The 24,551-nt window shown below is 42.3% G+C and carries 23 protein-coding genes; 14 read left to right on the forward strand and 9 right to left on the reverse strand.

The window, feature by feature from the left end; genetic code table 11:
• The first annotated feature begins 225 nt into the window (after nt 1-225).
• The 11 genes from B3P16_RS19765 (at nt 226) to B3P16_RS19815 (ending at nt 11,309) form a co-directional block, all read left to right on the forward strand.
• Nucleotides 226-2,604: a TonB-dependent receptor gene (locus tag B3P16_RS19765; protein ID WP_286843976.1), complete on the forward strand. Its 2,379-nt coding sequence runs from the start codon at nt 226-228 to the stop codon at nt 2,602-2,604.
• 47 nt (nt 2,605-2,651) lie between these two features.
• A complete protein-coding gene (locus tag B3P16_RS19770; RefSeq protein WP_286843977.1) occupies nt 2,652-3,407 on the forward strand; it encodes an HmuY family protein in 756 nt (251 codons plus the stop codon).
• 29 nt (nt 3,408-3,436) lie between these two features.
• Complete coding sequence (locus B3P16_RS19775) at nt 3,437-4,129, forward strand: hypothetical protein (RefSeq protein WP_286843978.1); 693 nt, start codon at nt 3,437-3,439, stop codon at nt 4,127-4,129.
• Between the two features lie 222 nt (nt 4,130-4,351).
• Nucleotides 4,352-5,092: an HmuY family protein gene (locus tag B3P16_RS19780; protein WP_286843980.1), complete on the forward strand. Its 741-nt coding sequence runs from the start codon at nt 4,352-4,354 to the stop codon at nt 5,090-5,092.
• Nucleotides 5,093-5,133: 41 nt separating this feature from the next.
• Nucleotides 5,134-6,123, forward strand: a complete 990-nt coding sequence (locus B3P16_RS19785) for a hypothetical protein (RefSeq protein ID WP_286843982.1) — start codon at nt 5,134-5,136, stop codon at nt 6,121-6,123.
• 66 nt (nt 6,124-6,189) lie between these two features.
• Nucleotides 6,190-6,759, forward strand: coding sequence for a hypothetical protein (locus tag B3P16_RS19790; RefSeq protein ID WP_182332226.1), 570 nt, complete (start codon nt 6,190-6,192; stop codon nt 6,757-6,759).
• 162 nt (nt 6,760-6,921) lie between these two features.
• On the forward strand, nt 6,922-7,848 hold the full coding sequence (locus B3P16_RS19795; protein WP_286843984.1) for a hypothetical protein: 927 nt from the start codon (nt 6,922-6,924) through the stop codon (nt 7,846-7,848).
• A gap of 25 nt (nt 7,849-7,873) precedes the next feature.
• On the forward strand, nt 7,874-8,995 hold the full coding sequence (locus tag B3P16_RS19800; protein ID WP_286843986.1) for a cytochrome-c peroxidase: 1,122 nt from the start codon (nt 7,874-7,876) through the stop codon (nt 8,993-8,995).
• A gap of 197 nt (nt 8,996-9,192) precedes the next feature.
• Nucleotides 9,193-10,440: a S41 family peptidase gene (locus tag B3P16_RS19805; RefSeq protein ID WP_286843987.1), complete on the forward strand. Its 1,248-nt coding sequence runs from the start codon at nt 9,193-9,195 to the stop codon at nt 10,438-10,440.
• A 141-nt stretch (nt 10,441-10,581) separates the two neighbouring features.
• The gene (locus B3P16_RS19810) at nt 10,582-11,145 is read left to right on the forward strand and encodes a biliverdin-producing heme oxygenase (protein ID WP_286843988.1); all 564 of its coding nucleotides are present in this window, start codon (nt 10,582-10,584) and stop codon (nt 11,143-11,145) included.
• Nucleotides 11,146-11,174: 29 nt separating this feature from the next.
• Nucleotides 11,175-11,309, forward strand: coding sequence for a hypothetical protein (locus tag B3P16_RS19815; RefSeq protein ID WP_257786987.1), 135 nt, complete (start codon nt 11,175-11,177; stop codon nt 11,307-11,309).
• A 105-nt stretch (nt 11,310-11,414) separates the two neighbouring features.
• Here the strand turns inward: B3P16_RS19815 and B3P16_RS19820 are convergent, their stop codons facing one another.
• A complete protein-coding gene (locus tag B3P16_RS19820) occupies nt 11,415-11,609 on the reverse strand; it encodes a hypothetical protein (protein ID WP_286843989.1) in 195 nt (64 codons plus the stop codon).
• 285 nt (nt 11,610-11,894) lie between these two features.
• Between B3P16_RS19820 and B3P16_RS19825 the strand changes: the two genes are divergently transcribed.
• The 3 genes from B3P16_RS19825 (at nt 11,895) to B3P16_RS19835 (ending at nt 14,786) form a co-directional block, all read left to right on the forward strand.
• On the forward strand, nt 11,895-13,037 hold the full coding sequence (locus B3P16_RS19825; RefSeq protein WP_286843990.1) for a DUF4932 domain-containing protein: 1,143 nt from the start codon (nt 11,895-11,897) through the stop codon (nt 13,035-13,037).
• Nucleotides 13,038-13,181: 144 nt separating this feature from the next.
• Nucleotides 13,182-14,240, forward strand: coding sequence for a 3-oxoacyl-ACP synthase III family protein (locus B3P16_RS19830; protein ID WP_286754671.1), 1,059 nt, complete (start codon nt 13,182-13,184; stop codon nt 14,238-14,240).
• A gap of 354 nt (nt 14,241-14,594) precedes the next feature.
• Nucleotides 14,595-14,786, forward strand: a complete 192-nt coding sequence (locus B3P16_RS19835; RefSeq protein WP_070566486.1) for a cold-shock protein — start codon at nt 14,595-14,597, stop codon at nt 14,784-14,786.
• A 139-nt stretch (nt 14,787-14,925) separates the two neighbouring features.
• Here the strand turns inward: B3P16_RS19835 and B3P16_RS19840 are convergent, their stop codons facing one another.
• The 8 genes from B3P16_RS19840 to B3P16_RS19875 form a co-directional block, all read right to left on the reverse strand.
• On the reverse strand, nt 14,926-15,519 hold the full coding sequence (locus B3P16_RS19840; protein ID WP_286843991.1) for a TlpA family protein disulfide reductase: 594 nt from the start codon (nt 15,517-15,519) through the stop codon (nt 14,926-14,928).
• 712 nt (nt 15,520-16,231) lie between these two features.
• On the reverse strand, nt 16,232-17,062 hold the full coding sequence (locus B3P16_RS19845) for an AraC family transcriptional regulator (protein WP_286843993.1): 831 nt from the start codon (nt 17,060-17,062) through the stop codon (nt 16,232-16,234).
• A 776-nt stretch (nt 17,063-17,838) separates the two neighbouring features.
• Nucleotides 17,839-19,002 (reverse strand): TlpA family protein disulfide reductase, encoded by a 1,164-nt coding sequence (locus B3P16_RS19850; RefSeq protein ID WP_286843995.1) that lies wholly within the window; start codon nt 19,000-19,002, stop codon nt 17,839-17,841.
• Between the two features lie 230 nt (nt 19,003-19,232).
• The gene (locus B3P16_RS19855) at nt 19,233-20,660 is read right to left on the reverse strand and encodes a phytoene desaturase family protein (protein ID WP_286843996.1); all 1,428 of its coding nucleotides are present in this window, start codon (nt 20,658-20,660) and stop codon (nt 19,233-19,235) included.
• Between the two features lie 21 nt (nt 20,661-20,681).
• Nucleotides 20,682-20,843 (reverse strand): hypothetical protein, encoded by a 162-nt coding sequence (locus B3P16_RS19860; protein ID WP_172462378.1) that lies wholly within the window; start codon nt 20,841-20,843, stop codon nt 20,682-20,684.
• Nucleotides 20,844-20,886: 43 nt separating this feature from the next.
• Nucleotides 20,887-21,558: a hypothetical protein gene (locus B3P16_RS19865; RefSeq protein WP_286843997.1), complete on the reverse strand. Its 672-nt coding sequence runs from the start codon at nt 21,556-21,558 to the stop codon at nt 20,887-20,889.
• 32 nt (nt 21,559-21,590) lie between these two features.
• Nucleotides 21,591-23,042: an MBL fold metallo-hydrolase gene (locus B3P16_RS19870; RefSeq protein ID WP_286843998.1), complete on the reverse strand. Its 1,452-nt coding sequence runs from the start codon at nt 23,040-23,042 to the stop codon at nt 21,591-21,593.
• A 23-nt stretch (nt 23,043-23,065) separates the two neighbouring features.
• Complete coding sequence (locus tag B3P16_RS19875; RefSeq protein ID WP_286844000.1) at nt 23,066-24,535, reverse strand: hypothetical protein; 1,470 nt, start codon at nt 24,533-24,535, stop codon at nt 23,066-23,068.
• Between the last annotated feature and the right edge of the window lie 16 nt (nt 24,536-24,551).

A 24,551-nucleotide genomic window follows, 5' to 3' on the forward strand; every position in this document is an offset into this window, starting at 1 on the left:
AATAATCAGTCTAAATACAAATTATATTATTTCTTTTAGAACAGCATACCTCAACATAAAAAGCCTGACAAACCATTAATAAACAGCAACATATAACTAAATCCAAACTACTTTTCAGTCCATAAAAAACGGATTAAATAGAATTTATGACATTTTGCATAGAGAAAAATCCAACAGGATTACCTTTTTTTGTAACATTATTTAGAATTATTAAAAATAAAAATAGTGTTTAAAAGCAGCTCACCTATTCGAACAAGCACCCTGATCGCCCTTTGCGCCTGCCAGATCTACACTGTGCAAGCACAGGAAAAATGGAAAATCTCCGGTGTATTGAAAAACGAATCCAATAAAGGCGTCGCCAATGCGACTATCTATCTTTATCCAGATAAATATGCTTTTAAAACAGATACTGCTGGGAGATTTCAATTCTCCCAGCTCTATGCGGGGCGCTACGAATTACAGGTACAGGCCATGGGTTATCAACAGTACCGTCAAATTATCGATTTGGAAGACAAAAATCAGCAATTGACCATTGTGTTAAAAGCTGAAGAACGGCAGATGGATGTAGTTGATGTGCAGGGTAAAGTGCAGGCTGTAGACAATCTCGTTAAGGCCGAAAATGCAGCCATGCCCGTTAAAGTAATCACCAAGCGCGAGATCGAGCTTATGGGCAGCCGTCGGCTAGATGAAGTTTTAAAAGAACAGACGGGTATCGCCATTGTTAACGATATCGCCGGAGGCTCCAGAGCCGTCGGTGTGCAGATCCAGGGATTCAGCAGCAACTACGTGATGGTCCTGGTAGACGGGCAACCTATGCTGGGGCGCAACAGTGGCAACTTTGACCTGTCCCGTGTTTCGGTGACCAATATTGAGCGTATCGAGATCATCAAGGGAGCTTCCTCCTGCTTATACGGCAGTGACGCATTAGGTGGTGCAATCAATATCATTACACGCCATGGTGCTATCACACCACAGGCACAGGCTTCCCTCCTCTATGGCAGTCTCAATACCGTCGATGCCACTTTGGAAGCTGAGACACCTTTTGCTAATCAGCGCGGCAGCGCAGTATTTTCGGGCAATTACTACCGCACGGATGGTTTTAATACCGACAAGCAATACCTGGATTCCAAGAGCACCACTTTTCCGCCTTATACCAACTATAGTTTCCAGGGCCGACTGCGTTATCGTACAAGCAAAAATGGCACTTTGGGCGTGACAGGGCGTTATGCAGCCCGGGAATCTGAAATGATCAATGCCTGGTCTGAATCGGCCACACTGCAGGATAAACAAAAAGATCAGGACATCAATCTCTCGGCAAGTTACGACCATAATTTTGCGTCTGGACTGCGTAGTATGACGCGTTACTATTTCTCGCGTTTCCACTCCCAGATTGCCGCACAATGGTTGCAACAAGGTATTGTTGCCAGCGCCGAGCAATTTGGTCAGAATGTACACCGCATTGAACAGCAGTTTGCGTATAGCCCTGCACAACAGGTTAAACTTACTGGCGGTATAGGTGGTAGCCTTGAACGGATGGACAACCAAGATCTGGATGCCAAACGCTCTTTGAACAGCGCATTCGCCTATTTACAGACCGAATGGAAACCTGTAGACCGCTTATTGACGACGCTGGGCTTACGCTACGATCAGACCAACGTCTACAATGGCCACTTGAGTCCAAGTCTGGGTCTACAATACCACGTCAGCGCCACACTACTTATCAAAGGCGGTGTTGGTGCAGGATTCAAAGCCCCCGACTATAAAATGCGCTATCAGGTCTTCTTCAATCCAGCAGCCAATTATCTTGTGGTCGGTTCGGAACGCGTAGCCGATGTAATTGCAGCCATGGATCAAGCCGGAGAACTCAGTTATAAAAACAGCTATATGCTCAATTTGGTGGCGGGCAACCTTAAAGCCGAAACCAGCATTTCAAATAATCTTGGACTGACCTGGAACCCGACCAAGAGATTACAGGCCGATTTCTCTGTCTTCTACCATCGGATCAACAATCAGATCAACACAGTTAGTGTAGGTAACGGAACCAAAGTCGCACAGATCTATAGCTACCGCAACCTGCCCAAAGCGATGAATAAAGGTTTTGAAGTTTCATTGACCTATCAGGCGACCAAAGATCTGCAATTGTCGATGGGCTATCAATACCTGATTGCCAAAGACCTGAGTGTATTGGATAGTATTGCCAAGGGCAGTTATCCCTATAACCAGATCAACGATCCCGCTACAGGCGAATATCGCCAGAGTAAAAAATCGGATTATTGGGGTATTGAAGACCGTTCGAGACACATGTTCAACGCAAAAGCCCAATATGAATATAAACCCTGGGGCGTTAATGTCAATGCGCGGGTCAATTTCAGAAGTGCCACACCTTTTCAGGAATACAATGGCAACCAGTTTATTGACAAATACGACATTTTTATTCCCTATCACACATTGGTGAATATGACAGTAGAAAAGAGACTGATGAACAGGAGATTGACCCTCCGCCTGATCGGTGACAACTTATTCAATTTTACAAGCCGTTATCTACTCGGGCAGCCTGGACGGGTTATTATGGGTGGTGTCAGCTACCGTTGGATAAAAGAATAATAAGCACTAATGAACACGAATTTAGCATACCAAGTACAAGATAAAAGATGAGAACGATTCGCATGATTATAGGAGAATGTAGCATCTGGCTTTCCTTTCACAAGATTGGCCGTTGTATTTTTTCAGCACTATTGCTATTGACAGTCGTATCCTGCGGGAAAGACAAAGATTATACTATCGGATTGGAAGATGGCAAAAGTACTCTGATCAAAGATCTTGCTGGCGATACCGATGCAGCCATGGGCGAAGGTACTGAAGGAAAAGAGCAAAGACCATTTTTTATATTTCTTTTTCGTTTTAAAGACCAAAAGCAAATCTGGGTTAAAACCAAAGCCGATTCTGCGCAGTGGCTTAAAACAAAAGATTGGGATATTGCCTTTACAGGTCCTTACAATTCGGAGATCTATCTGAACAATGCCCAGCATGAATACAATCCGGGTTATGGCGGCCAGGCAAATAATACCGCTGTGGTTTTACTGCGACAAGCCTATCAGAGTGTCACTGTAGCTCCTTCGGATGAAGAGTTTAATAAAAGTGAAGTAAACAAAATTGGCTGGGCAGCAACCGATGGTTCGGATGGCTGGTTTCGCTATAGTTTGAGCACCCATATTATGCAGGCGCTCCCCAATCGCACCTATGCGATTCGCTTACCCGATGGCAAATATGCCAAATTGCAACTGATCAATGCCTATAAGGGAAATCCAGCGGCGGTAACCAACCTCAATTGGCCTGCCCCATACTATACATTTAAATATTATGTACAGCAGGATGGCAGTAAAGATTTAAATACAAACACATTATAATAAGGAAAAATTACACAATTAAATTAAAGATGAATAGATTATTTACAACAGCAGCACTACTATGTGCATTGAGTTTAGGTTTTACTTCTTGTAGCAAGGATGATGATAAGGTGGAGCAAGTCGAGCCGGAATACCAAGCTAAGGTTATGGTCAAAGACGGTGAAACTGTTGATTTAACAAAGGTTTCCAAAACGATCAATACACAAGGAACAATCAAGCGTACAGGCAATACCTATTCACTACGTAACTTCAAACAATTTACTATCGGTGAAGATGGAAAAGCGACAACAACTGCAGCGCAAACCTATTATTTTGATTTTAAGGAGAACGATGGCTTAAATGCGAGTGATTTTATTGTTTCAATTAATGCGCAACCTACAAATGTTGATTTTATCACAAACGCTATTAAAGGATATACATTATCATACATTGAAAAACCATTTGACGAAGTAAAATCTACAGATCAATTTCTGGTTGCTAAAGATAACTTATTGGGCCTTCAAACCAGTTTCGCTCCCAATGTAATAGGTTGGGCTGATTATACGGGAAAACCTAACCACCAAATTGTGGCTGTTGCAAATCGAACAATCATCGTATTAAAGGATAACAAGCCATTCTACAAAATCAGAATGAATAACATTTATGAAAACGAGAAGCCTGAACGAGATGTGGCTCCCGGAAATTATTATTTCTACTCCATCGATTACCAAGAATTTAAATAGTATCAAGATAGCAGCTGGTTAAAATTCCAGCTGCTTTTGTTAACCAAAAATCAAAAACCGAAAAAAATATATTAAATACCAATTTTCATACATACTTTATCAGCAAAAGATTTTATCTTTACTATTATTTAGAATCAATTTAAATAAAAATAACATACTAACACCCTACTACATGTATAGAAAAGGGACAAGGTATCAACTAACACAAAAAAACGAGCAACAATGAAAATAAAGAAAAGCAGCAACCTATTAAAATTCATACCGGTATTGGCATTTTTAATTGTGTTGGGGTCTTGTAGCAAAAGCGAGCCCACAGCAGTAGAGCCTGAACCAGATCCTGTTGCACCAGAAGCTATGTTCAACCGCTTGATTACGGTTAAGAATTTTGGCGAAGACTTACCTGCTGGAAGTGCACCAACCACGGCGCAATCACCAATATATTACAGTCTGGAACAGAACAAAGCTGTGACACCGGATTATAAACTAACCGCACGATGGGATATCTCCTGTTCAGAAATATACCGCAGTTTTATCAATTGCAATAATACAGCAAACGGATTTGGTAAAGGTGGCCCAGGGAAAGGTGGTATACTCATTGTGAAGAAAAAATTTGAAGATGTAATCGATATCCCCTCAGACTCCGAGTTTCGCAAAGGTGAAAAAGCCTATGGTACAGATGATTCAGGAGCATTTGGTGAAGGTCTAGGTTGGTATTTATATGATTTTGATGGCGTAATCAAAGGTGGTGGAGCGGAAAACAAAAAACACGTTTGCTATCCAATTGAAAGCAATACACTGATCGTCCGTACAGCCCAGGGGAATTATGCCAAGATCAAGATACAAAGTATCTACAAAGACCTTTTGGATCCAAAAGATTGGTTTAAAGATTCACCAACACCATTCTTTACATTCCAATATGTACTTGCCAAAGCTGGTAGTAGCAAATTTGTGATTGCTAACTAAATACTATAAGCTACGCATTCTGATTTAGACACTAAACTAACATGAAAAGATTATACAGCATTTTAAGCTTCCTTTTTTTAGGATTGCTGCTAACCCGCTGCACCAAAACGGAAGAATTAGCCTTACTTCCTGCAGATAAGATACTCGAATACAAGGTCACCAACCTCCCCAATGACGATGTCATTTATGGAGCAATAGACAATGAGGCCAATACCATTACGGTATATCTCCCTTATTATTATGGCTTGCTCGTCATCGATCCGACTATTAAAGTTGCTAACGGAGCCAGTTTAACAGAAGAAATTTTGCCCGTTAAAACAGATGAAAAAAAACAGACGTATACCGTGAAGTCCGCTACAGGCACCACAAGAACCTATAGCTTAAAGATTGAGCTACAAAGTACGCCATCTTTTGAAGCGACTTTTGCATCGACATCTTCCATTTCACTTACAAAAGGGCCTGGAGGTGCATTTCCAGCGATAAATGGGACTTTCATGCATACCAATCCCGCATTGGTCAGTATCGCATTGATTAATCAAGAGACCAAAGAACGCTATAAGATGGCTACGCCCAATAGCTTGAAAGTATCAGGAAATGTTGGTTATCAATTAAGTTATACGGGAACTGAACGAGAAAACCGTATTCCGTCCGATATTAAAGCAGGCACCTATGATGTGGAGGTGACCAACATCAACCACACCATTACACTAGCCAATCCGCTCAAAATTACGTATCGCCAACCGGATGTAATTCTTAGCTTATTGGGTCTAAATCTCGCAAAAAACAAGGATTGGACCATAAAAGCTGGCCTAGATAAGGTTATTCTAGATCCTACGGCCGTTATCATGACACTCAATGGAAAAGATTATCCATTGACAATCAAATCTTATAACCGTACCGAAATGACAGTTTCATTACCAGCGACTCTGCCAATCGGAACCTTTGATAATTTGCAGCTCAAATTCCAATTTAAAGACTGGGCCGATGTTGTAAAGACACAGTTGTCTCCAAGTACAATAACGGAATCATAAACAAGCATCCACAGTATGCCATGGTGGCATCAAAATTAAATAAATTAAACAAGAGGAGATCTCAACATGAACTCAAACATCAAAACTATCTTAAAATCAGCGATGGCCGTGACTGTGCTATCGGCAGCAGTATGGGCAGCAGCCCCAACAACAGAATCAGCAACAGCTCCTTTGGCGCTGAACCAAGCTAAAGCAAATAGTAACTACACTGTTGTAGGTCAATGGTGGAGCCCAGCAGCTGCAGCAACTTGGCCTGCAGTATATGTCGACCTTGCTACAGGTGCACAAAGCTTAAGTAGCTCTGGTCAAGTTGCATTCTTTAGCCATGTAAATGGTTCGATCAAGGCTAATGGATCTTATTCGATCAGAACGGTAGCAAAAGACATCGCTTCCGTTACAGCATCAGATTGGGCAACAGCGACTTCAGTATCATCACAGGGTAGTGGCGAATGGTATGAATATGATTTAGATAGCCATGCAAACCAAGCAATCCAACCTTTGACAGTGTTGGTCGGAAATTCTTCCGGAGCTTCGTATGCTGTTAAGTTAATTAATTTTACAAATGTTGGCCAACAAGTAGTGGCAGGTCAATTACAAGTAAAAGCAGATACCAATATCGAAGTTAAGGCATTATAGTCCTTCCTATTTAATGAATGAAAGATTCCGCAACCTGGTGGATGGGTTGCGGATCTTTTTAGCCTAATCAACATCCGCATAACGATTTTTTTAACCAAAAAAATTATGCAACACTCATTTTTGAAAAAACAAATACATATCCTTCAATTTCTAGCGATTTTTATGCTAGCACTAACATGCTGGTCCTGTAAAACGGAATACCCAAGCCTACCCTACAATGACATTGAATCTTTTAGCATTCAGGATGCTGATGGCAAAATCTTGTCAGCCAGCATTGTGAATGACCAGATTATCTTATATTGGCCACCCTTAGTGGAGCAACCCGAAAACATTACACCTACGATTAAAGTTTCGGAATTAGCGACTATTACGCCTGCATCGGGTACACCGATAAAACTCCAATCCGAAAAACCCATCACCTATACTGTTCGGGCACAGGACGGATCCAGCAAAAACTATACATTGACCTTCCAATACAATCAGCCCATAGTACAAGCTACATTTAACAGTTTATCGTCTGGTCAATACTATATCACTGATCCGAATACTTTTACTTTTATTGGAGAAAACATTATACCCAACGAGACACAAACTAAAGGCTATTTAATAGATAAAGATGGAAAAGAAACATTACTTTCGTTTAGCAAAAATATAGTACCCACTAATTTTGCTGTTACTTTTGCTGCTCCAGATGACTTCAAAGCAGGTACTGGCTATAAGGTCAAATTGGTGTCAGGCCGTTATTCCATCGTAAGCGATTCATTTGAGGCTGTCTTACCTAGCATCCTCAATCTATTAATAAAGAGTAATCTGTTATATAGCGTTAAAAAAGGAGAAAACTTTGTGGCTCCTTTGCAAAGTAAAGTCCTTTACGAGCGTTATTTTAAAAGCGATTTTGACCATTTCATCGCGGTGGACAATCTGAATAAAGAATATACTATAAACAATGCGGTATTTGATGTGAACGCAATGACGGTCACCATCCCTATACCGTCCAACGTAGCGGGTAGTGGAATCAACAAGCTAAAAATGGTAGACAAATCAGGAAAAGTATTATTAGAGGATACTTATTATATCACGCTAAACTAATACGCCTTACCAACTCATTTTAATCGTGTTTGTCGCTAATCAAACAAAGCAGTTTATCATAATCGCATTAGCAGCTATCATTGTATACAGCTGCAGCAAAAGTAAGTCTATACCAGAAGAGCCGACGATTGTCCCTCAACCTGAAGAAACCTTACGCCAACAATATAGTAAATCGGTAACGCAATGGCCAGCTGCTGCTTGGTACAGCAATATCAAGGTACGTGAACTGGCCGCTTTACCTGAAAACCCATCGAAAGATAAGGCCGAGCTAATAGCACTTGGCAAAGCCTTATTTTTCGACCCCCGCACCGGTAATGGCATGAAGACTTGCGCTTCATGTCATAATCCGGACACCTACTGGATCGACCAAAAAACAACGGCAGATGGGATCGCACTGCATCACCGCAATACACCTTCCCTAGAAAATGTCTGGTACCTGGAAGGCAAACTCTTCCACGACGGCCGCGCAATGACTTATCGAGAGCAGATTGCCGAAGCCATCAACTCCCCCATCGAAATGGGCGGAAATACGACTGCTTTACCCGCTAAGCTGCAAGCTATACCTGGCTATCTTCGTTTATATGAGGCGGCTTATTCGAGCCAGACGATGAGCGTCGAAGGATTACTGGATGCCATAGCAGCGTATTCAAGATCAATTAGCAGCGGCGAAACCGCCTTTGACCGTTTTATCAAAGGAGATTACCAGGCATTAAACGATGCACAGCTCGAAGGTCTCCATCTGTTTCGGACCAAAGGAAAATGCATCAACTGCCATAATGGTGCCTTCTTTACTGATCTCGATTTTCATAATCTGGGTTATGCTGTTACCAGCAAAGGTGCCTTGGACAATGGTCGCTTTGAGGCGACAGGACTGGAAACAGACAAAGGTAAATTTCGCACGCCGGGTCTGCGCAATGTGGTCCATACTGCCCCTTACCTACACAATGGTAGTATTGCAAGCTTAAGTGAACTGATCAACCTACTGAGTCAAGGGATGCCCCAAAAGACAGGACAACAGGTCAATGGCACCTTATCGCCACATATCCAAAATGTCCGATTAAGTAGTAAAGAACAGGAAAATATCTTGGCTTTTTTGGAGAGTTTATCCAATGTGCCAAGCAAAACAGAGCGACCTGTATTGCCCTAAAATAAAAAATCCCAAAGGGGATACCTTTGGGACATTTTGAGTACTCCACAGTAGCGGAGGCATCAAAAATTAAATAAATTGGCACAAAATTAGGCTTTTATATGAAATAAAAAAGTAAAAAAGTATTAAATTTCAGATAATTACCCATTTTGTAGCGAAGCTACTACAGACATAAGGAACACAATGCGCATCAAATCATGAGTCGAATCCGCCCAATAGTTGGTCTATTAGTTACAATAACTGCTATAACAGCTTGTCAGAACGGCAGTAAGACAACAACGCTGCCCGATGAATTTATTAGTCCAAAAACAGGAACAAAAAAAGAATTGACGCTCGACTCAATCTACCTGTATGCCAAACAGCTCTACCGCTGGCAGGAAGCTCTCCCTTCGTATACCACCTTTGATCCGCGGACAAAATATGCCCAAATAGAACCCGAGCAAACGGCCTATGAACGTGAACTTTTTGCCCTCAGCCAATACGCCATGCGCATAAAAGAAAAGCCTTATGAGTGGTCGACCATCCCCAATAAACCCAAATATTCATATTTGGAGCGTCGTCGTAACGACAAGAAAAGTAGCGGTCACATGGCCAGCATAGAAACACCCTACAGGTATGCTACACACCTGTCCTACTGGTCTGCGGGAAACAAACGGATTGCTTATGTTTACATTCCCTCCTTTCCGCAGCTCAATACAGTACAGGCCGAATTGGATCAACTTGCGGCCGAACTCGCACAGCAGCAAGTTACTCACTTAATCCTCGATCTACGTCATAACGGTGGTGGTTATGTGGAGACCGCAGAATATTTAGTCAACCTCATTAGCCCAGCCAAACTGGATAAAAAAGTTATGTTCAGCGAACAATTTCATCCGACTGTACAGCAAGGCAAAGCAAAACTACTCCTCAACCAACCCTATCTGGATGCAAGTGGCAAAGTGGTCCAATACAAAGGACGCCCTGCCACCCTCGCCGATGTGGATTATAGTGAAAAAGCCAATACGCATTACTTTATCAAAAAGGGACATTTCAATTCTTTACAGCAGCTGTCATGCATTGTATCAGAACGCACGGCTTCGGCAAGTGAATTACTGATCAGCAGCTTCAGACCTTATATTCCGATACGCCTTATTGGTCAGCAGACGTTTGGTAAACCCGTAGGTTTTTTTTCAGTCCACATAGGAGATTTCGATGTATACCTGGCTTCATTTCTCATCCGGAATGCTGATGGATGGTCGGATTATTTTGATGGCATACCTGTAGACCTGCCTTTAGCTCCGGTCGAAAGCTCCCGCCATCCCGGAGACCCAAAGGAAGCCTGGCTTGCAGCAGCATTAAAAGATATTGGAGGAAACCTACGGATCAAAGCAGTTTCATCCGCGTCTTATTTCCCGACGCCAGTAGACGAAAATTTGCTGCTAAAAACAAACTTTAGGTTAAAGTGAGCAACTTATTGAAGCTGGATTTTGTTATACTCCTATTTAAATTTAAACCACTTTTCATAGATGATAAAGCAGAAAACAGCATACATTTGTAGAAATAAATACGAATCTTTGTATAGAATCGTTATAAATAAAAACAAGAACATGTTAAGTCAACATATCAAAGAGCAAACGCACGCAGCTCACCAAAACGTAGAAGGAACGATCGTGCGCCAATTGAAAAATATTCGTTCAGAAGCAGATTACGCAGAAGTATTGAAAGGCTTCTATGCTTATTTCCGTGCTGTAGAAGATCGCATCGCTCCTTTTGTAACCGCAGAAGTATTGCCAGATTTGGCTGAACGCCGTAATTCATCGTACATTAAAAGCGATATAGAAGCTTTGGGTGGTAATGTAGACAACCTTCCAGAAGCAAACGCTCCAGCGGTAGCCAATGTACAGGAAGCACTTGCATCATTATATGTTTTGGAAGGTTCAATCATGGGCGGCCCGTATATCGTGCAGATGCTCAATAAATATGGCGTTACCAAAGGAACTTCTTTCTTCGAAGGTTATGGCGAAAATAGCCGTGACATGTGGACTGGTTTTACAACAGTATTGAACAAATATTCCGAAGATCCGGCAACTTATGATCGCGCAGTAGAGATTGCAAACCAAACTTTTTATAACTTTGGCGAAGTATTCACTCCTATTGCCAGTGCGAACTAAAATTGGAGTGTTCGTGTTTAATCCCATAAATGGAGCAAAAAGACAATAAATCTAAATGGCTTAAGCGTGCCGGAATTGGAGCATTTCTCTTCTTTCTGGCTAAAGGACTTGTATGGCTCGCTGTATTCTTTTTCGCAGCGAAGTCCTGCAGCATATCCATTTAACACAAAAAAAGAAGCATTCCTCTATCGCACAAAAAGTGCATCAGATGAGTGCATCTTTTTTAGCCCAGGCTAGCCTGTGTTTTTTTACCTCGAGCGCCAATGTCTTCATGTTGTGTTCGTATTGTGTTCGGACCACCTTCGGAGCTCAACAATCTGGTGATCATTATTGACCAAATTCCGACCAGGTAATTCCTGTTCAGGGTCTGGACAATATCTGTTCAGCACCTGTACAATATCTGTATCGCATCCGAATAAGGTACGAAGCAGGTACGAATCTGCCCCCCATACCGGCTTGCCCATCACCTTGTACTTTTGTAACCACTGTGTGATACAGCTCCAACCCCTTATGGCTGATAACCGGGCAAACTATTTCTTCGCTACTGATCATATAGAGCCTCATCAATTAGCCGAATTCATTCCTTATTGTACAAATTTTATTATAAAACAAGCAGAAATCTCCCTATAATTGCAGTCGGGAATATTTCATTTCATAGTGAAATCCCCATTCAGGCATGACCGTTAACTGCAAGAATATTATGCGATCACCAACATGTCCTATCAATAATTATATGAACTAACGATACGATGAAAAGAAAACTCCTTTTTATTCTAATATGCTTTGGCTTAATGGCCAGCCGAGCCATGTGTCAGGAAAAAGACGTCGATTTTAGCAAAGCCTATATTGCCCAAAACGATGGCAAGACAACTGTTGAAATCAATGAGGCGCAGGAACTCATTTATATTATCTTTGCAATAACTGACTTTGGTAAGGAAAACCCAAACATGACCAAGCAGAATACAGCGTATTTTGAGGAGGTCAAAACGCATTTTACCCCATTTTCCAATTTGCCTATCGTAAAGAAATTTGATCAGAAGCTGCGAGAGAATCTAACCAACTATTTCCTCTTAGCGGCCAATGTATATGGCTTTAAATTTAAAAACGATCAATTAGTACCTACAAACATCTATATTTTTCCAGCGAGAGGAGTGGGAAATTATCAGGTCAAATCAAATCCCATCCCCGGCTACAAAAACGATCTGGAAGAATTTGCCAGACAGAGTGGATACCGGGCATTCTACAAGGCGCATCAAGCCTATTACGACAGTCTTCGTACAGCATATCAGGAGGATGCTTCCATTGCCGAGCAGAAAGAATGGTTAGAACATAAATTCGATTATACAATCAATAGCTACCGTGTATTGACCTCCCCCCTGATTGCCGGAATGAATGCGACCCACACCTTCAAGTACAAAGGTTTCAAAGAAATTCTGCTTTTTTTACCAACCCTTCGCGAAGATGAATCCTGGAGCCCCAAATTCAAAAAAGCCTTCAATACACGCATCATTTTCACAGAGATAGACCACAACTACGTAGGTCCATTGAGCGAAAAAAATAAAAAACAGATTGATGCAATTTTCAATAACAGGGAAGTATGGGTAGATTCAGCGAACAAAAGTACGGTTCATTATCCGACTCCGGTAAAAGTATTCGATGAATATTTAACCTGGGGACTTTTCATTTTATATTGTTACGACAAGTTTGGAGAAGATCACGATCTTTTTGGACAGATAGTTGAAAACGTCAATGATATGATGGTCAATAAGAAAGGTTTTCCCAAAGCAGATGAATTTAACGCCGAATTGTTTCGCCTTTATAAGGACAACAACCCGAAAGATATTCAGGGCTTATACAAACCACTGCTGGACTGGTGTGAGAAAGAAAATTAACGCTATCCCGATAATATTTAGTAAATTAAAGCTGAGAAGGAAATAGGCCGCCAAAAATGTGAATGTATACGACCATAAGGATTCAGCATAGCATAAGGGGATGATCGTCGAAATATATTTAAACACAATACGTACGGAGAAACAATGATGAATATTAGAATTATCGGTTCTGGCAGTTATATTCCACCCCATAAAATAACCAATGCAGATTTTGCCGATCATCTTTTTTTGGATGAAAATGGCCAGCCATTTAAGCAACCGGCTTCTGTCATAGAAAAATTTAAAGCAATCACCGGCATTGAGGAACGTCGCTACGCCGACGCTGACCAGGTGGCTTCAGACCTTGCTTTCCGAGCTGGTCAACTTGCCATTGAAAACGCAGACATTGATGCCGAAACCTTGGATTATATTATTGTTGCACATAATTATGGCGATGTGCCATCCGGCAAAATCCAATCGGATACTGTACCAAGTTTAGCGAGCAGAGTGAAAAAAAAGTTAGGGATCAGTAATCCCAAATGTGTGGCTTATGATTTACTGTTTGGCTGTCCCGGCTGGAACGAAGGCGTATTGCAGGCCAACGCTTTCATTAAATCGGGTATGGCAAAGCGCTGTATGGTCATTGGCGCAGAAACGCTTTCCCGTGTTATAGATCCTTTTGACAGGGATTCGATGATTTATGCGGATGGCGCCGGTGCTGTCGTCGTTGAAGGCAGCACCACAGAACAAGGGCTCCTATCATATGAAAGCGCAACTTATGCGCTTGAGGAAGCTGAATATCTCAACTTCGGAAGCTCGTATCAACAAGAGCAGGATCCTGATATCCGCTATATCAAAATGAAAGGGCGTAAAATCTATGAATTTGCCCTCAGCAAAGTTCCCTTAGCCATGCAAGCCTGCCTCCAAAAAGCAGATCTCGATATCACAGCAATCAAAAAAATACTGATCCACCAAGCCAACGAGAAGATGGACGAAGCCATTCTCATGAGATTCTATGCCCTATACGATACAGTTCCGCCCCCCGACATTATGCCGATGACCATCCATACCTTAGGAAATAGTAGTGTGGCTACCATTCCTACGCTCTATGATCTTATTTCGCGCGGTCAGATAGACAACCAATCCTTGCACGAAGGCGATATTATTCTATTTGCATCTGTTGGTGCGGGCATGAATATCAATGCTTTTGTCTATCGCGTATAGCTTTGCCGGGGCGATAGACCCCGCTCGTATATCGCAAGTTTTAAGCGTGATAAGAATTTATTTTATATAAAAAAATTAAAACACTGTATATATCAATAATTTATACTTAAATTTGGATTATAATCGGCTCCGCCTTTGCTTATCTGAAATCGTCAAGTTTTACTTACCGCTCAGTTTTCGCATTTTCAGAAGCTTTTTTGTTAGCAAAACGGAGGTAAAGACCTTTTTGGACTTGAGTCAATCCAAGATCATTAAAATCAGATCCCATTTCTTGCAAAAAATCGATTAACTATTGTTCATATTCATTTATCACAATAGTGTAGTACAGATTACTTTAATATAATTTATAAAACAATGCAAGAAGGAACTATTAAATTCTTCAACCAAACAAAAGGTTTTGGTTTTATCACGCCTGCGGGTGGTGGAGACGACATTTTCGTACACGTATCTGGTTTAATCAACGAAGTACGCGAAAATGACAGCGTAACATTTGATGTAGAAAATGGTAAAAAAGGCGTTAATGCAGTTAACGTACGTATCGCATAATTAAGTAAACACACAAGTAGATAATCTATTTATCTTCTTGCGAAGTGTAACGGGCAACCGTTACACTTTTTTTATTCATTTTTTACCCAAGTACCGACTAAAAATCGGAGAATTTATCGATCTGGGTTGCTGAAGACTTTTACAATCCAGCCAACATCACTTCTTCCTGCCGCAGAAAATAGGGACTGCTATCTTTGAATCTCCCACGCTTCCGCGAATACTTTCTGATGAGACCAGAAACGACGTCATCGGTTAGCTCATGCCCCTCCAACGTAGGAAAACCCTCCCAACGCACAATGCCCTCAGGATCCACTAGAATGCAATGTGGTATTCCCTGAACTTCGAGCTGTTTCTTCAACTTCGCTTTCGTATCAATCGCTGAAAAATAATCAATTTTAATCTCCTTCGCCTTTTTAATGACCGCTGCTTTTTCATCCGAAAGGCCAATGATCACAAGTTTATCACCATACTTCTTATGCCACTCGTTGAGTTCGGAAATAACTTTCCTGCAGGGTCCACACCAGGTGGCCCAAAAATCAATGAGGATAAATTTACCCTTTGTATCCGGCACATCAGTCAGCCATTGTTCCACCTCCAGTTTTGGCGCTTGTTGATTCAAAATTGATTTTGCCCACAATTTCTTATTGTTGTTGCTTTCTTGCGCATGACCGATTACATGGATCAGACAGAGCGCAAATAGAAAGAAAGCTTTTGGAATAAAGTTCATGTTCATAAAACAGCTTGTTTAGTTCCCCTAATTTATGCATTTTTTTCCACAATCATTTGATCGTTTCATCCTACGCAACAATTTCCAAAAGATACATTAGTCGTCCTTATTAACCAAAACACCACCTATACCTTTAATCAATATAAAAACCACAATACGCTGTATATAAGCAATTAGAATATATACATAAAATAACACCACTGCAAATTATTTGCTGTACGGCTCATATTTTTTGTAATGGAACTATATGTATATCCCTATCAAATAATAACGTGACCTGGACATCCAACCACGAAAACAATACCCTAATCCACTTTATCAAAAGCTAAATTAAGGTGTTCAGTATACAAAAAACCAACAGGCCCCGTCCTTTTGCCTATCTGCCAAGATAAAGTACGAGTTCACTGCATTCTTTCGTTGGAAAATGTAGGGCAACCCTATTAAAGAAACACATCTTTCTGAAATCGAAGCAGTCCTGTAAAGCCAACAGCGAGTTGAAATAGGCATCTGCCAAACTGACATAACGCCAAAATAATCTTAACATAACCCTATATCAATAAGCTACTTAAATAGTTCAATATAAACAGATAGTTACAAATTAATCTCTTTATAGCACATCAACTTCGCCCATTGAGTACCATCCGTCAGCGGTTCGCCCTGCGATGCACGATGAACTCTTCCCTGGCATATCCTATTTTTGATTTCTACTTTTGGTCTTTTAAGATGACTGCCCTTTATAAACGGATGGCGAGTAACCACTGTTGTTCTTAAAGAATGTAGAAAATGCCGATAACGATTCAAACCCTAAATAAAATGCAATCTCCTTTATCCTTTTACCTGAGAATTTTAAGAGTTGTTTAGCCTCTTGTGTTATTCGCAGTTGAACCACGCTTGAAGCTGTCATATGGAGATATCTTCGGCAAAGGATATTCAGATAATTACCCGTTACATGCAATCGCTTAGCATACCAACTTACTTTTTTTTGAGTAAGGAAATTTACATTCACAAGATCCCAAAAAGAGTCAATAATTACATTTGAATTTCCAAGAAGATTTTCCTTTAAATAATCTCCAGCTTCCTTTTTTATCAAAGAAACGAGTATATCGATTCTCAAGCGGACAATTTCGTTCCACTTTCCATCCGATTCCAACGCCAAGAGATCACGTTGGATACTTTTCATTTCATTAAATATCACCTCAAATAAAGATGTGCTGAGTTTAAAGACGGGATGCAAATTGTGACGAATGAAATAAATCTCACTAAGACTGGAGAAAGTTTCAAATACTTTCTTTCCCACGACAATTTTCTGCGCACTCGTCTCCGGGCCGGTAGTCCAGTGGTGATGCTGCCCTGGAAATAAAAAATGAAGCTGCCTCCCTCTGATCGGATATTCCGCTGTATCAATATAATGCGTACCACTTCCTTCAGAAAATAGCACCATCAAAAAATACGTACATTTTGTTGTCTTATTATAATCTTCGGTCCCACTTATTTCTTTGTAAAATACCCCCTCTTCCGTGAGTGTAATTGGCAAATGCTCTGTTTTCATTAAGGTAAAATTAATGTAAGTCTATGTGTACAATCGGCTGAAAAAACTCGCTATTACATCACTTATTTTTCTCATTCCACATAACCAAAGCCAGTCATCTCAATAAACCGATGGTAACTAACTGAATCAATGTTTCACATAGATTGTAAATTTGAAGGTATAAAAATAGGAGTAAATTCCAATTTTTCAACAGCTGCGATATTAGAAACAAAATAGTAACAGCATGGCTCAATACTGAATTGGTGGTTGGTTAAAGATGAAAGTTTCGACCTGCAGTATAAAAACGACCTTTTCAAATAAAGACTGTAACCGACTCATTTACTGCAACAATCAAAGAATCCTCATCCAATTTTATAAAGATAGGATGACAATATATTAGCGCTATGAAGAAAAATACTGAACCAGGATGAAAGGTAAAATGTCCAAATTTAGGTTTTATTCAGTTATAATTTTATAAAGTGATTCAATAATTACATAAAGCGTTTTTTACATCAAAGTCGTATCGGGACCTAATCGCCATGCTATTAAAGTGCATATTCCTACTATTTTGTATTCAGCAAAAAGGAATGACAACATCGAAGCCGTTATCGCCTTTGTAAACTAAAAACATTCAAGTACATACAAAAGGCCAAGAAATTATCTTGGCCTGATGCAACATATTATTTGGGGTGTTTTCTAGCCCTATACAGCAAAAATACTGCCGAAATTAAAAAACACATCCATTCACTGATTTTTTCTAATTGCGCTGTGCTTCAGAAAAATATAAAACAGCAAAATCACCTGTTCCGCGGCAACTGCTCAAGTATAGTTTTCATTTCAGGAGAATTTACAGCTCCCTGGAATAACAGTCGACCTCCTTTATCCAAAAGAAAAGCTTGTGGGTATCCACCGACGCCATAAAGTGCGCCTATTTTACCATCACGGTCCCATACACTGGGGTATACAGGTTTATTTCGACGAAGGAAGCTTTGGATATCTGCTTCACGATCGCCAGCATTTATAGCAATCACCTTTACCCCCTTGTCCGCATAACCCAGCTGTAATTCATTCAAGAGCGGAACCGCTTCAATACAGTAGCCGCAGTTCTTTATCCAGAATTCAAGTAGTACATAGTTGCCCTGAAGAAAATCCAGCTTGATTGATCCGGAGTCTAAAACCAACGGTAATTGCCATTTTGGAGCAATTTCACCCCTAATCAACGATATCTGCACTTTCGGATCTTTAATCTTATATCCGGAATAACTGGAAAAATACCAGGAGCGTTCGACCGGAACTTCAGCTAAATCCTTATAACTAAACTGTGTTCTGAGATAATCGCCTTTGGACACATCATTTTCCTGAATAATTTCGACGGGAAAGTAGCTTTTTTTGTCCAGCAGCACGGTATAGCTTATATTCCTTTTTGCGGTTAGGGCATTCACATTTCCTAATTTATCGATATCCCGCTGCCCCACCCCGATTCGTATCGCATAGCATATCGGATTCGGACTGTCCACAAAAGTCTTTTGGATATCGGCCGAAGCAATAATGAGGGGAAGCACATTTTTCCAGGTCAACAGACTCAAGTTCAAAAAGGTAAAATGCCCCAGCTCACTCTTTTGGGGATGACGTTTTAACGCACTTGTCTTGTCAAGTAGATTAAGCTCAAAAGACTCGGATCCATTATACACAATCTTGCTCTTTGCATTGGAAAATTGGAAAGCCAGCCCCAGCGGATTGTCCTTTGTCCTAAAATCCAAATAGGTATTCCCTTCCAGCGTGTAGTTGTAATTTTCCGAGGTATAATTTATTTCCAGCCTGTAATTGTAGTTTATTGCTTCTTTTTGGTCAAGCGCCCATTTCGATTTTTCTAAAATGTCGATCACGTTCTGTGCATGAAGCGGCAGGGCCCACGCAAAGAGTAGACAGATGAATGTAGGTAAGGAATATATCGCTTTCATGGAATGCTATAGCTTTAATTTACTTACTAAAGCTACGAACAATTCGTAACAAATTCTGTTAATTTTCTCTAAATATAGATAACATGTTATGCGGATAACCATAAGGGCCTTCCATAGAGGCGGATCAGGACATACATAATCGGAGCTATCTACAGCAACAAGTAAGTCGGCGCCATTCATGGCAACGAGCCAACCTTTACCATGTACAGGAATAAGCCAATTTTTGCCGTTTACAGTACTAAACCAAAATGTTCTTTGAGCGCCGTACGTGCGGCATGATAACCACACATGCCATGTACCCCACCTCCCGGAGGGGTCGACGATGAACAGAGATAAATCGAGTCGACCGAGGTGCGGTACGGGTTTAGGGCCAATATAGGTCTACTGTACAGCTGTGAAATATCCATAATCCCACCATTGATATCACCACCGATGTAATTGGGATTGTACGACTCGAGTGCTGCAGGAGAAAAGGTATGCTTAGCCAGAATAGTATCTTTAAAGCCCGGTGCAAAGCGCTCGATCTGATTTTCAATCGCTTCGGTGTAATCGACCCTACTTCCATTGGGGACATGACAGTATGCCCATCCCGTATGTTTTCCATCGGGAGCACGGCTGGAATCAAATGCACTCTGCTGTGCAAACAACACAAAAGGCTTGTCCACTTGCTTTCCAAGATGGCTTAGTCGCTCGTTCTCGGCAATTTCTGCATAGGTATTGCCCAAGTGCACGGTAGCCGCCTGCTGACAGCGCCGGTCTTTAAAGGGCGTCTTTTCTGACAATGCCCAGTCAACTTTAAATACCCCCATTCCCTGCCGAAAGCCTTCAAGGCGCCTGCGGTAAGCGCTACCCAGTTCTATTCCTTTAAAGGCTAGCAACTGCCGCGGCGTGATATCGCAGAGCAGGACTTTATGGGAGGGCAGATCGCGAACGTCCTCTACCCAAAAGCCCGTTTGGATCTCCCCGCCCAAGGATTTATAATAGCTTAATAAAGCATCGGCAATGGATTGCGAGCCTCCTATTGGGATCTGCCAGCCATATGTGTTACCTACTGCCGCGAGCACAATAGCAATAGCGGAAGTTGTCCAGTTGCTTAGCGGCTGAATTCCATGGGCCGCCATTCCCGCCCATAGAGCCTTAGCCTGTGCACTGGCAAAACGCTTTGCCGTCCAACTTGCCGGCTGAAGCGCATCCAGACCAAAGGAAGCCAACCGTAACGGATGCTTCGGCAAGGATAGTGGCCCCATAATATCGGCAGCAAGGTCTTCCCAATGTGTCGCGACCTTTTCCACCAGCTTGCGATAGCTTTCGCCATCTGGCCCCAAGCCTTTTATGGTTTCGGCAAGACTATGGTAAAGAATTCCCGTTTCCCCATTTTCCAGTGGGTGTGCCGCCGCATATGTCGGCTTCACAAACGATAGCCCAAAAGCTTCCAAAGGCAACTTCCTGAAAAATGGCGAAGCCATGGCCATGGGATGGATCGCCGAACAAACATCATGTCGGAAGCCCGGAAGTGTAAGTTCCTTGGTCCGCATCCCCCCACCGACCGTATCGGCACCTTCAATCAGCAGGGTGCTGAGCCCCTGTTGCTGAAAGGTAATGGCTGCCGCCAGTCCGTTCGGTCCCGAGCCAATAATAATTGCGTCAAATCTTCGCATGTGTTATCGTGTTACAGTCTATTAGTCGCAGCCCGTATTGGGTTGATCCTTTTTTGAACCTTTTGATGATGTGGAATCCGACTGTGATTTGCCGTTTTCCTTTTTCTTGCCCGCAGATCCGCAGGATACTGTAAATGTCGTTAAAACAAATGCTAAAAGTCCAAGATTGATTATTTTTTTCATATGTTATCCATTTAATTTACGATGCTGTTGAAATACGCTGGTCTTAAATCGTATGTTCATCCAAAAAATATTCCCGATACCGTTGCTTTAACTCCTGTCGCTGCGTGCTATCGAGCTTGACCTTCGGATCGGTCTGCGATACGACCGTGGAAACAACCTTATGCACACCTTTGCCTTTTTCAATAAATAATACCGTTGGTGAAGAAATCCGTTTGATGGAATCAACGCCCACAGCTGTATAAGGATTGAGGATATCATGAAATTTGGCCAAGATAGCTTCATAACCCGGGCTACCAGCCTTGGTTGTGATCACCTTACCTTCTTTATCCTTCTCTTTGAGATCCCGGATATCGTGGATATTGAGGTAATAGATGGCCGCCTTTTCCTCCTGGGCAAATTCCAGCAATGGCGTTATGGCATTGCGAAACCATGGACAACTGGGCCATCCAAACAGCACAATGCCGTTTTCCAGCTCCAGCACATCCTGTTCGGTCGCATAAACGATCCGCGGATTGTCGGGAATCTGTACCGGCACTTTATTCGTTTTATTCAGGCTTTCGAGCTCCTGCTTAAAGCGCACTCCTTCTTCCTTTTTAAACGAAACCTGACTATTTTTTACGGCTTCCTGGGTGTCCTGTCTGGATTGGCAGTTCGTCATATTGAGCAATACCGCTACCGCTAACAACATACTAACCAATAGTTTTAAATCTTTCATATCATGTATGCATTTAAGTGTAATCCCTCGTGTTAATTCACCGATTGCTTGTAGGTTTTAATATGTTCTCCGATATCCCTTACCTGCGCTTTTGGTACCGATTCATTGATCAGGCTACTTGCAATGGCCGAACGATAACCCGAAGCGCAGTGCACGACAATAGGTTTATCGACCGGTAGTTCAGCAATATGCTGCTTCAGTTCCGCCAGCGGAATGTTATGCGCCCCCTTGAATACTGGCCCGGCCTTAGCCTCCTCGGCCGTGCGTACGTCGACTATAAAATAGTGATCTTGCGCCCGGTCGAAAGCTGTCTGGTCAAAAGCTGTCGAAGGCTGCCCTGCGAAATCCCCATACAGCACAATCCCTTTTACAAACTGCTCATAGCCAATTTTGGCCAGTTTTTCAAGCTGCACCTGCCCCTGCTCTTTGGTATCCACAACGAGATAAAAGCCGTCTTTCGGTTCAATAAAAGTCCCGACCCAAGATTCCGACTTGCTCCGTTCGGGGATATTGATGGCGTCTGGAAAATGCGACGCTCTAAATTTTGAAGCAGCGCGTGTGTCAAGGACAGTGCTCGATTCATAAGGCACCGCAGCTGCTGAAACCGATGAAATATCCGACAAAGAAGCCAATAATGGCTTTGCGCCCCGACGGTTCAACTCCACATTATAAGGAAAATAGATCGGTATCGGAGAACGGTCTGCTAAGATCTGCTTGACAAACGCTTCTTCGGATTGTTGCTGAAAGGCAAAATTATGAGCCTTTTCTGCAGCGATGGTACTTTGCTTCGCGCCTTTTATGGCATTGCCACAGAGCGATCCGGCACCATGGGCCGGATACAGAAGCACCTGATCGACTAAGTTGGCATAGACATCATGAACGGTATGATAGAGCTGCCGAGCCAATTTTTCGCGTAGTGTCGCCTGCTCACCCGAATACTCGCGCAAATCGGGCCTTCCAACCCCGCCAATCAGCACCGCATCCCCCGAAAAGATGGCCACATCACGACCGTTTTCTTTTAGCAAGACGGAGATGCTGTCGGGCGAATGCCCCGCTGTATTGATGGCATGCAACACGATATGGTCCGAAATCTTCAACCTATCGCCATTGTCAAACGTATGATGCGGATACGTTGCACGGACAAGCTTGCTCACATAAATCGGAATTTTCTGCTCTTGATGGATCTCCAGATGTGAACTCACAAAATCAGCATGCGGATGGGTCTCTACAACGGCGATAATTTTGGCCCCCTGTTCCTTTGCATAAGCGTAATAAGGCCGCGGATCACGGGCAGGGTCCACAAGTACAATTTTCTTATCGGCCAAAATCGCATAGGAAAACTGTGCGAGGCCCTCATCTTCGAACTGTTTGATACTGTAGCCCGCCCCGGTGTGATCGGTATTTCCAAAACAGGATATGCCCTGGCCTGCCGAAGCAAGCGTGAAAAAGACAGCTGAACGGTGGATAAATGATCTTCTATTCATAACATGCTATTTTTTTAAGGTGATTAATAGGTAAAGAGGGTGTTTTTCATATACCATTCTTTACCGGTGAGATAGGATTCTTTAACCCGGTCGAGCGTAATTTCAAGGTTATTACCGCTGGCATCCAGCCCCTTGAGTCTAATCTGCTCTGGCGTTGGTCGTTCGTAAGCCCATTTCAGGATACCTAAGCTATCGCCCTGTGCTTTTCCATACAGGGCCTTCAGCCCCACATCCAGTTTTTCATCGAGTTTTTTTCGTTGCTCCTTACTAAATTTCTGATTTTTGTCGATCAGGTACAGCGCATGTTCTGCCGAGTCTATTTCATAATACAGGTAATTCTTTCCTCCGGCCCGGCCCGTAAATTCATACGTTTTGAGCACATCATTCAAGGCTGGCGTACCATTACCAAGATCAATGGAATTGGCTTTGTTGACCTTGTAGACCAAGGTCGAATAGCGTTCAAAAAAGGCTTCATGCCAACGTACCGAATCTGCCGGTGAATAAGGCTGCGGCTTTCCATTGAGCAGAAAACCCGAAACTTCATAATGTCCTGCTGCTTTTGCCAGCCCTGGAAGCACCGGTTCCTTTAAACGCCCTTCATCATAGAATCGCTCATAGCGATAAAAGCCGTAAACAAATATAAACAGCACCACAATGACTGACTTAAGACCGAAATACAGGGGTTTATTCCACTGCTTGAGAAATTTGGGCACATAGTAATAGGTGCTCACCGGCTCGCGCAGGATAAAAAGCTTCCAGATCGCTGGCAGGTACTGCAGCAATAGAAAAAGGGAAAGCAAAACAAAATACGAACTGTATACATGTACCGCGCCATCATAGGCGATATTGGCATGAGCAATGTTAAAGAGCACGCCTGCATTGATAATAGCCCCGATGACAACAGTAGGCCTGAAGAAGAGTAAACTTCCTGCGGCGATCTCCAAAAAGCCTAAGAAGATCTCATACTTATAGGATACACCGACGATTTGCCAGTACAACTTAAAGGGAGCATATTCGCCGATGTCGGTATTCAGATTGGCAAGTGATGGAAAGGGCATCTGCATCGGAAAGAACTTGATAAATCCGAAGGCGATAAGTCCCAAAGCAATGCGGTAACGCACCAATACCCGCAACCAATAATAAAGCGCATCGTAACGCTGCACCTTGCTATTCCGGGCCAATATCGTCCAGATGGAAGCACCCAGCACGGCTATCAGGCCATTGAGCCACCAGGACGTATACGATGCGAACCCCCATTTGCCACTTTCGCTGTGTATTTCGATCCAACCTGTGCGCGAGCCACCGGCGATCGTTGCCATCCAATCGTATAGCGAATCGGGTTTAAATACTTTTTCGTACCAGTCCCCATCCAGGGGTACCACCATCAGGATAAAGAAAATAAAAGTAAATCTAAATCCCACTTTCTCCCAGTACTTCCAGCCCTGCTCCTGCTGGATGGTTGGAGTGCTTTCCAAATATTGAATCGTTGCCATAAGCTTAGTCTAAATT

Origin of the sequence: Sphingobacterium sp. UBA7631 (assembly GCF_002483935.1) — a bacterium.
In the GTDB taxonomy this organism is placed as follows: domain Bacteria; phylum Bacteroidota; class Bacteroidia; order Sphingobacteriales; family Sphingobacteriaceae; genus Sphingobacterium; species Sphingobacterium multivorum.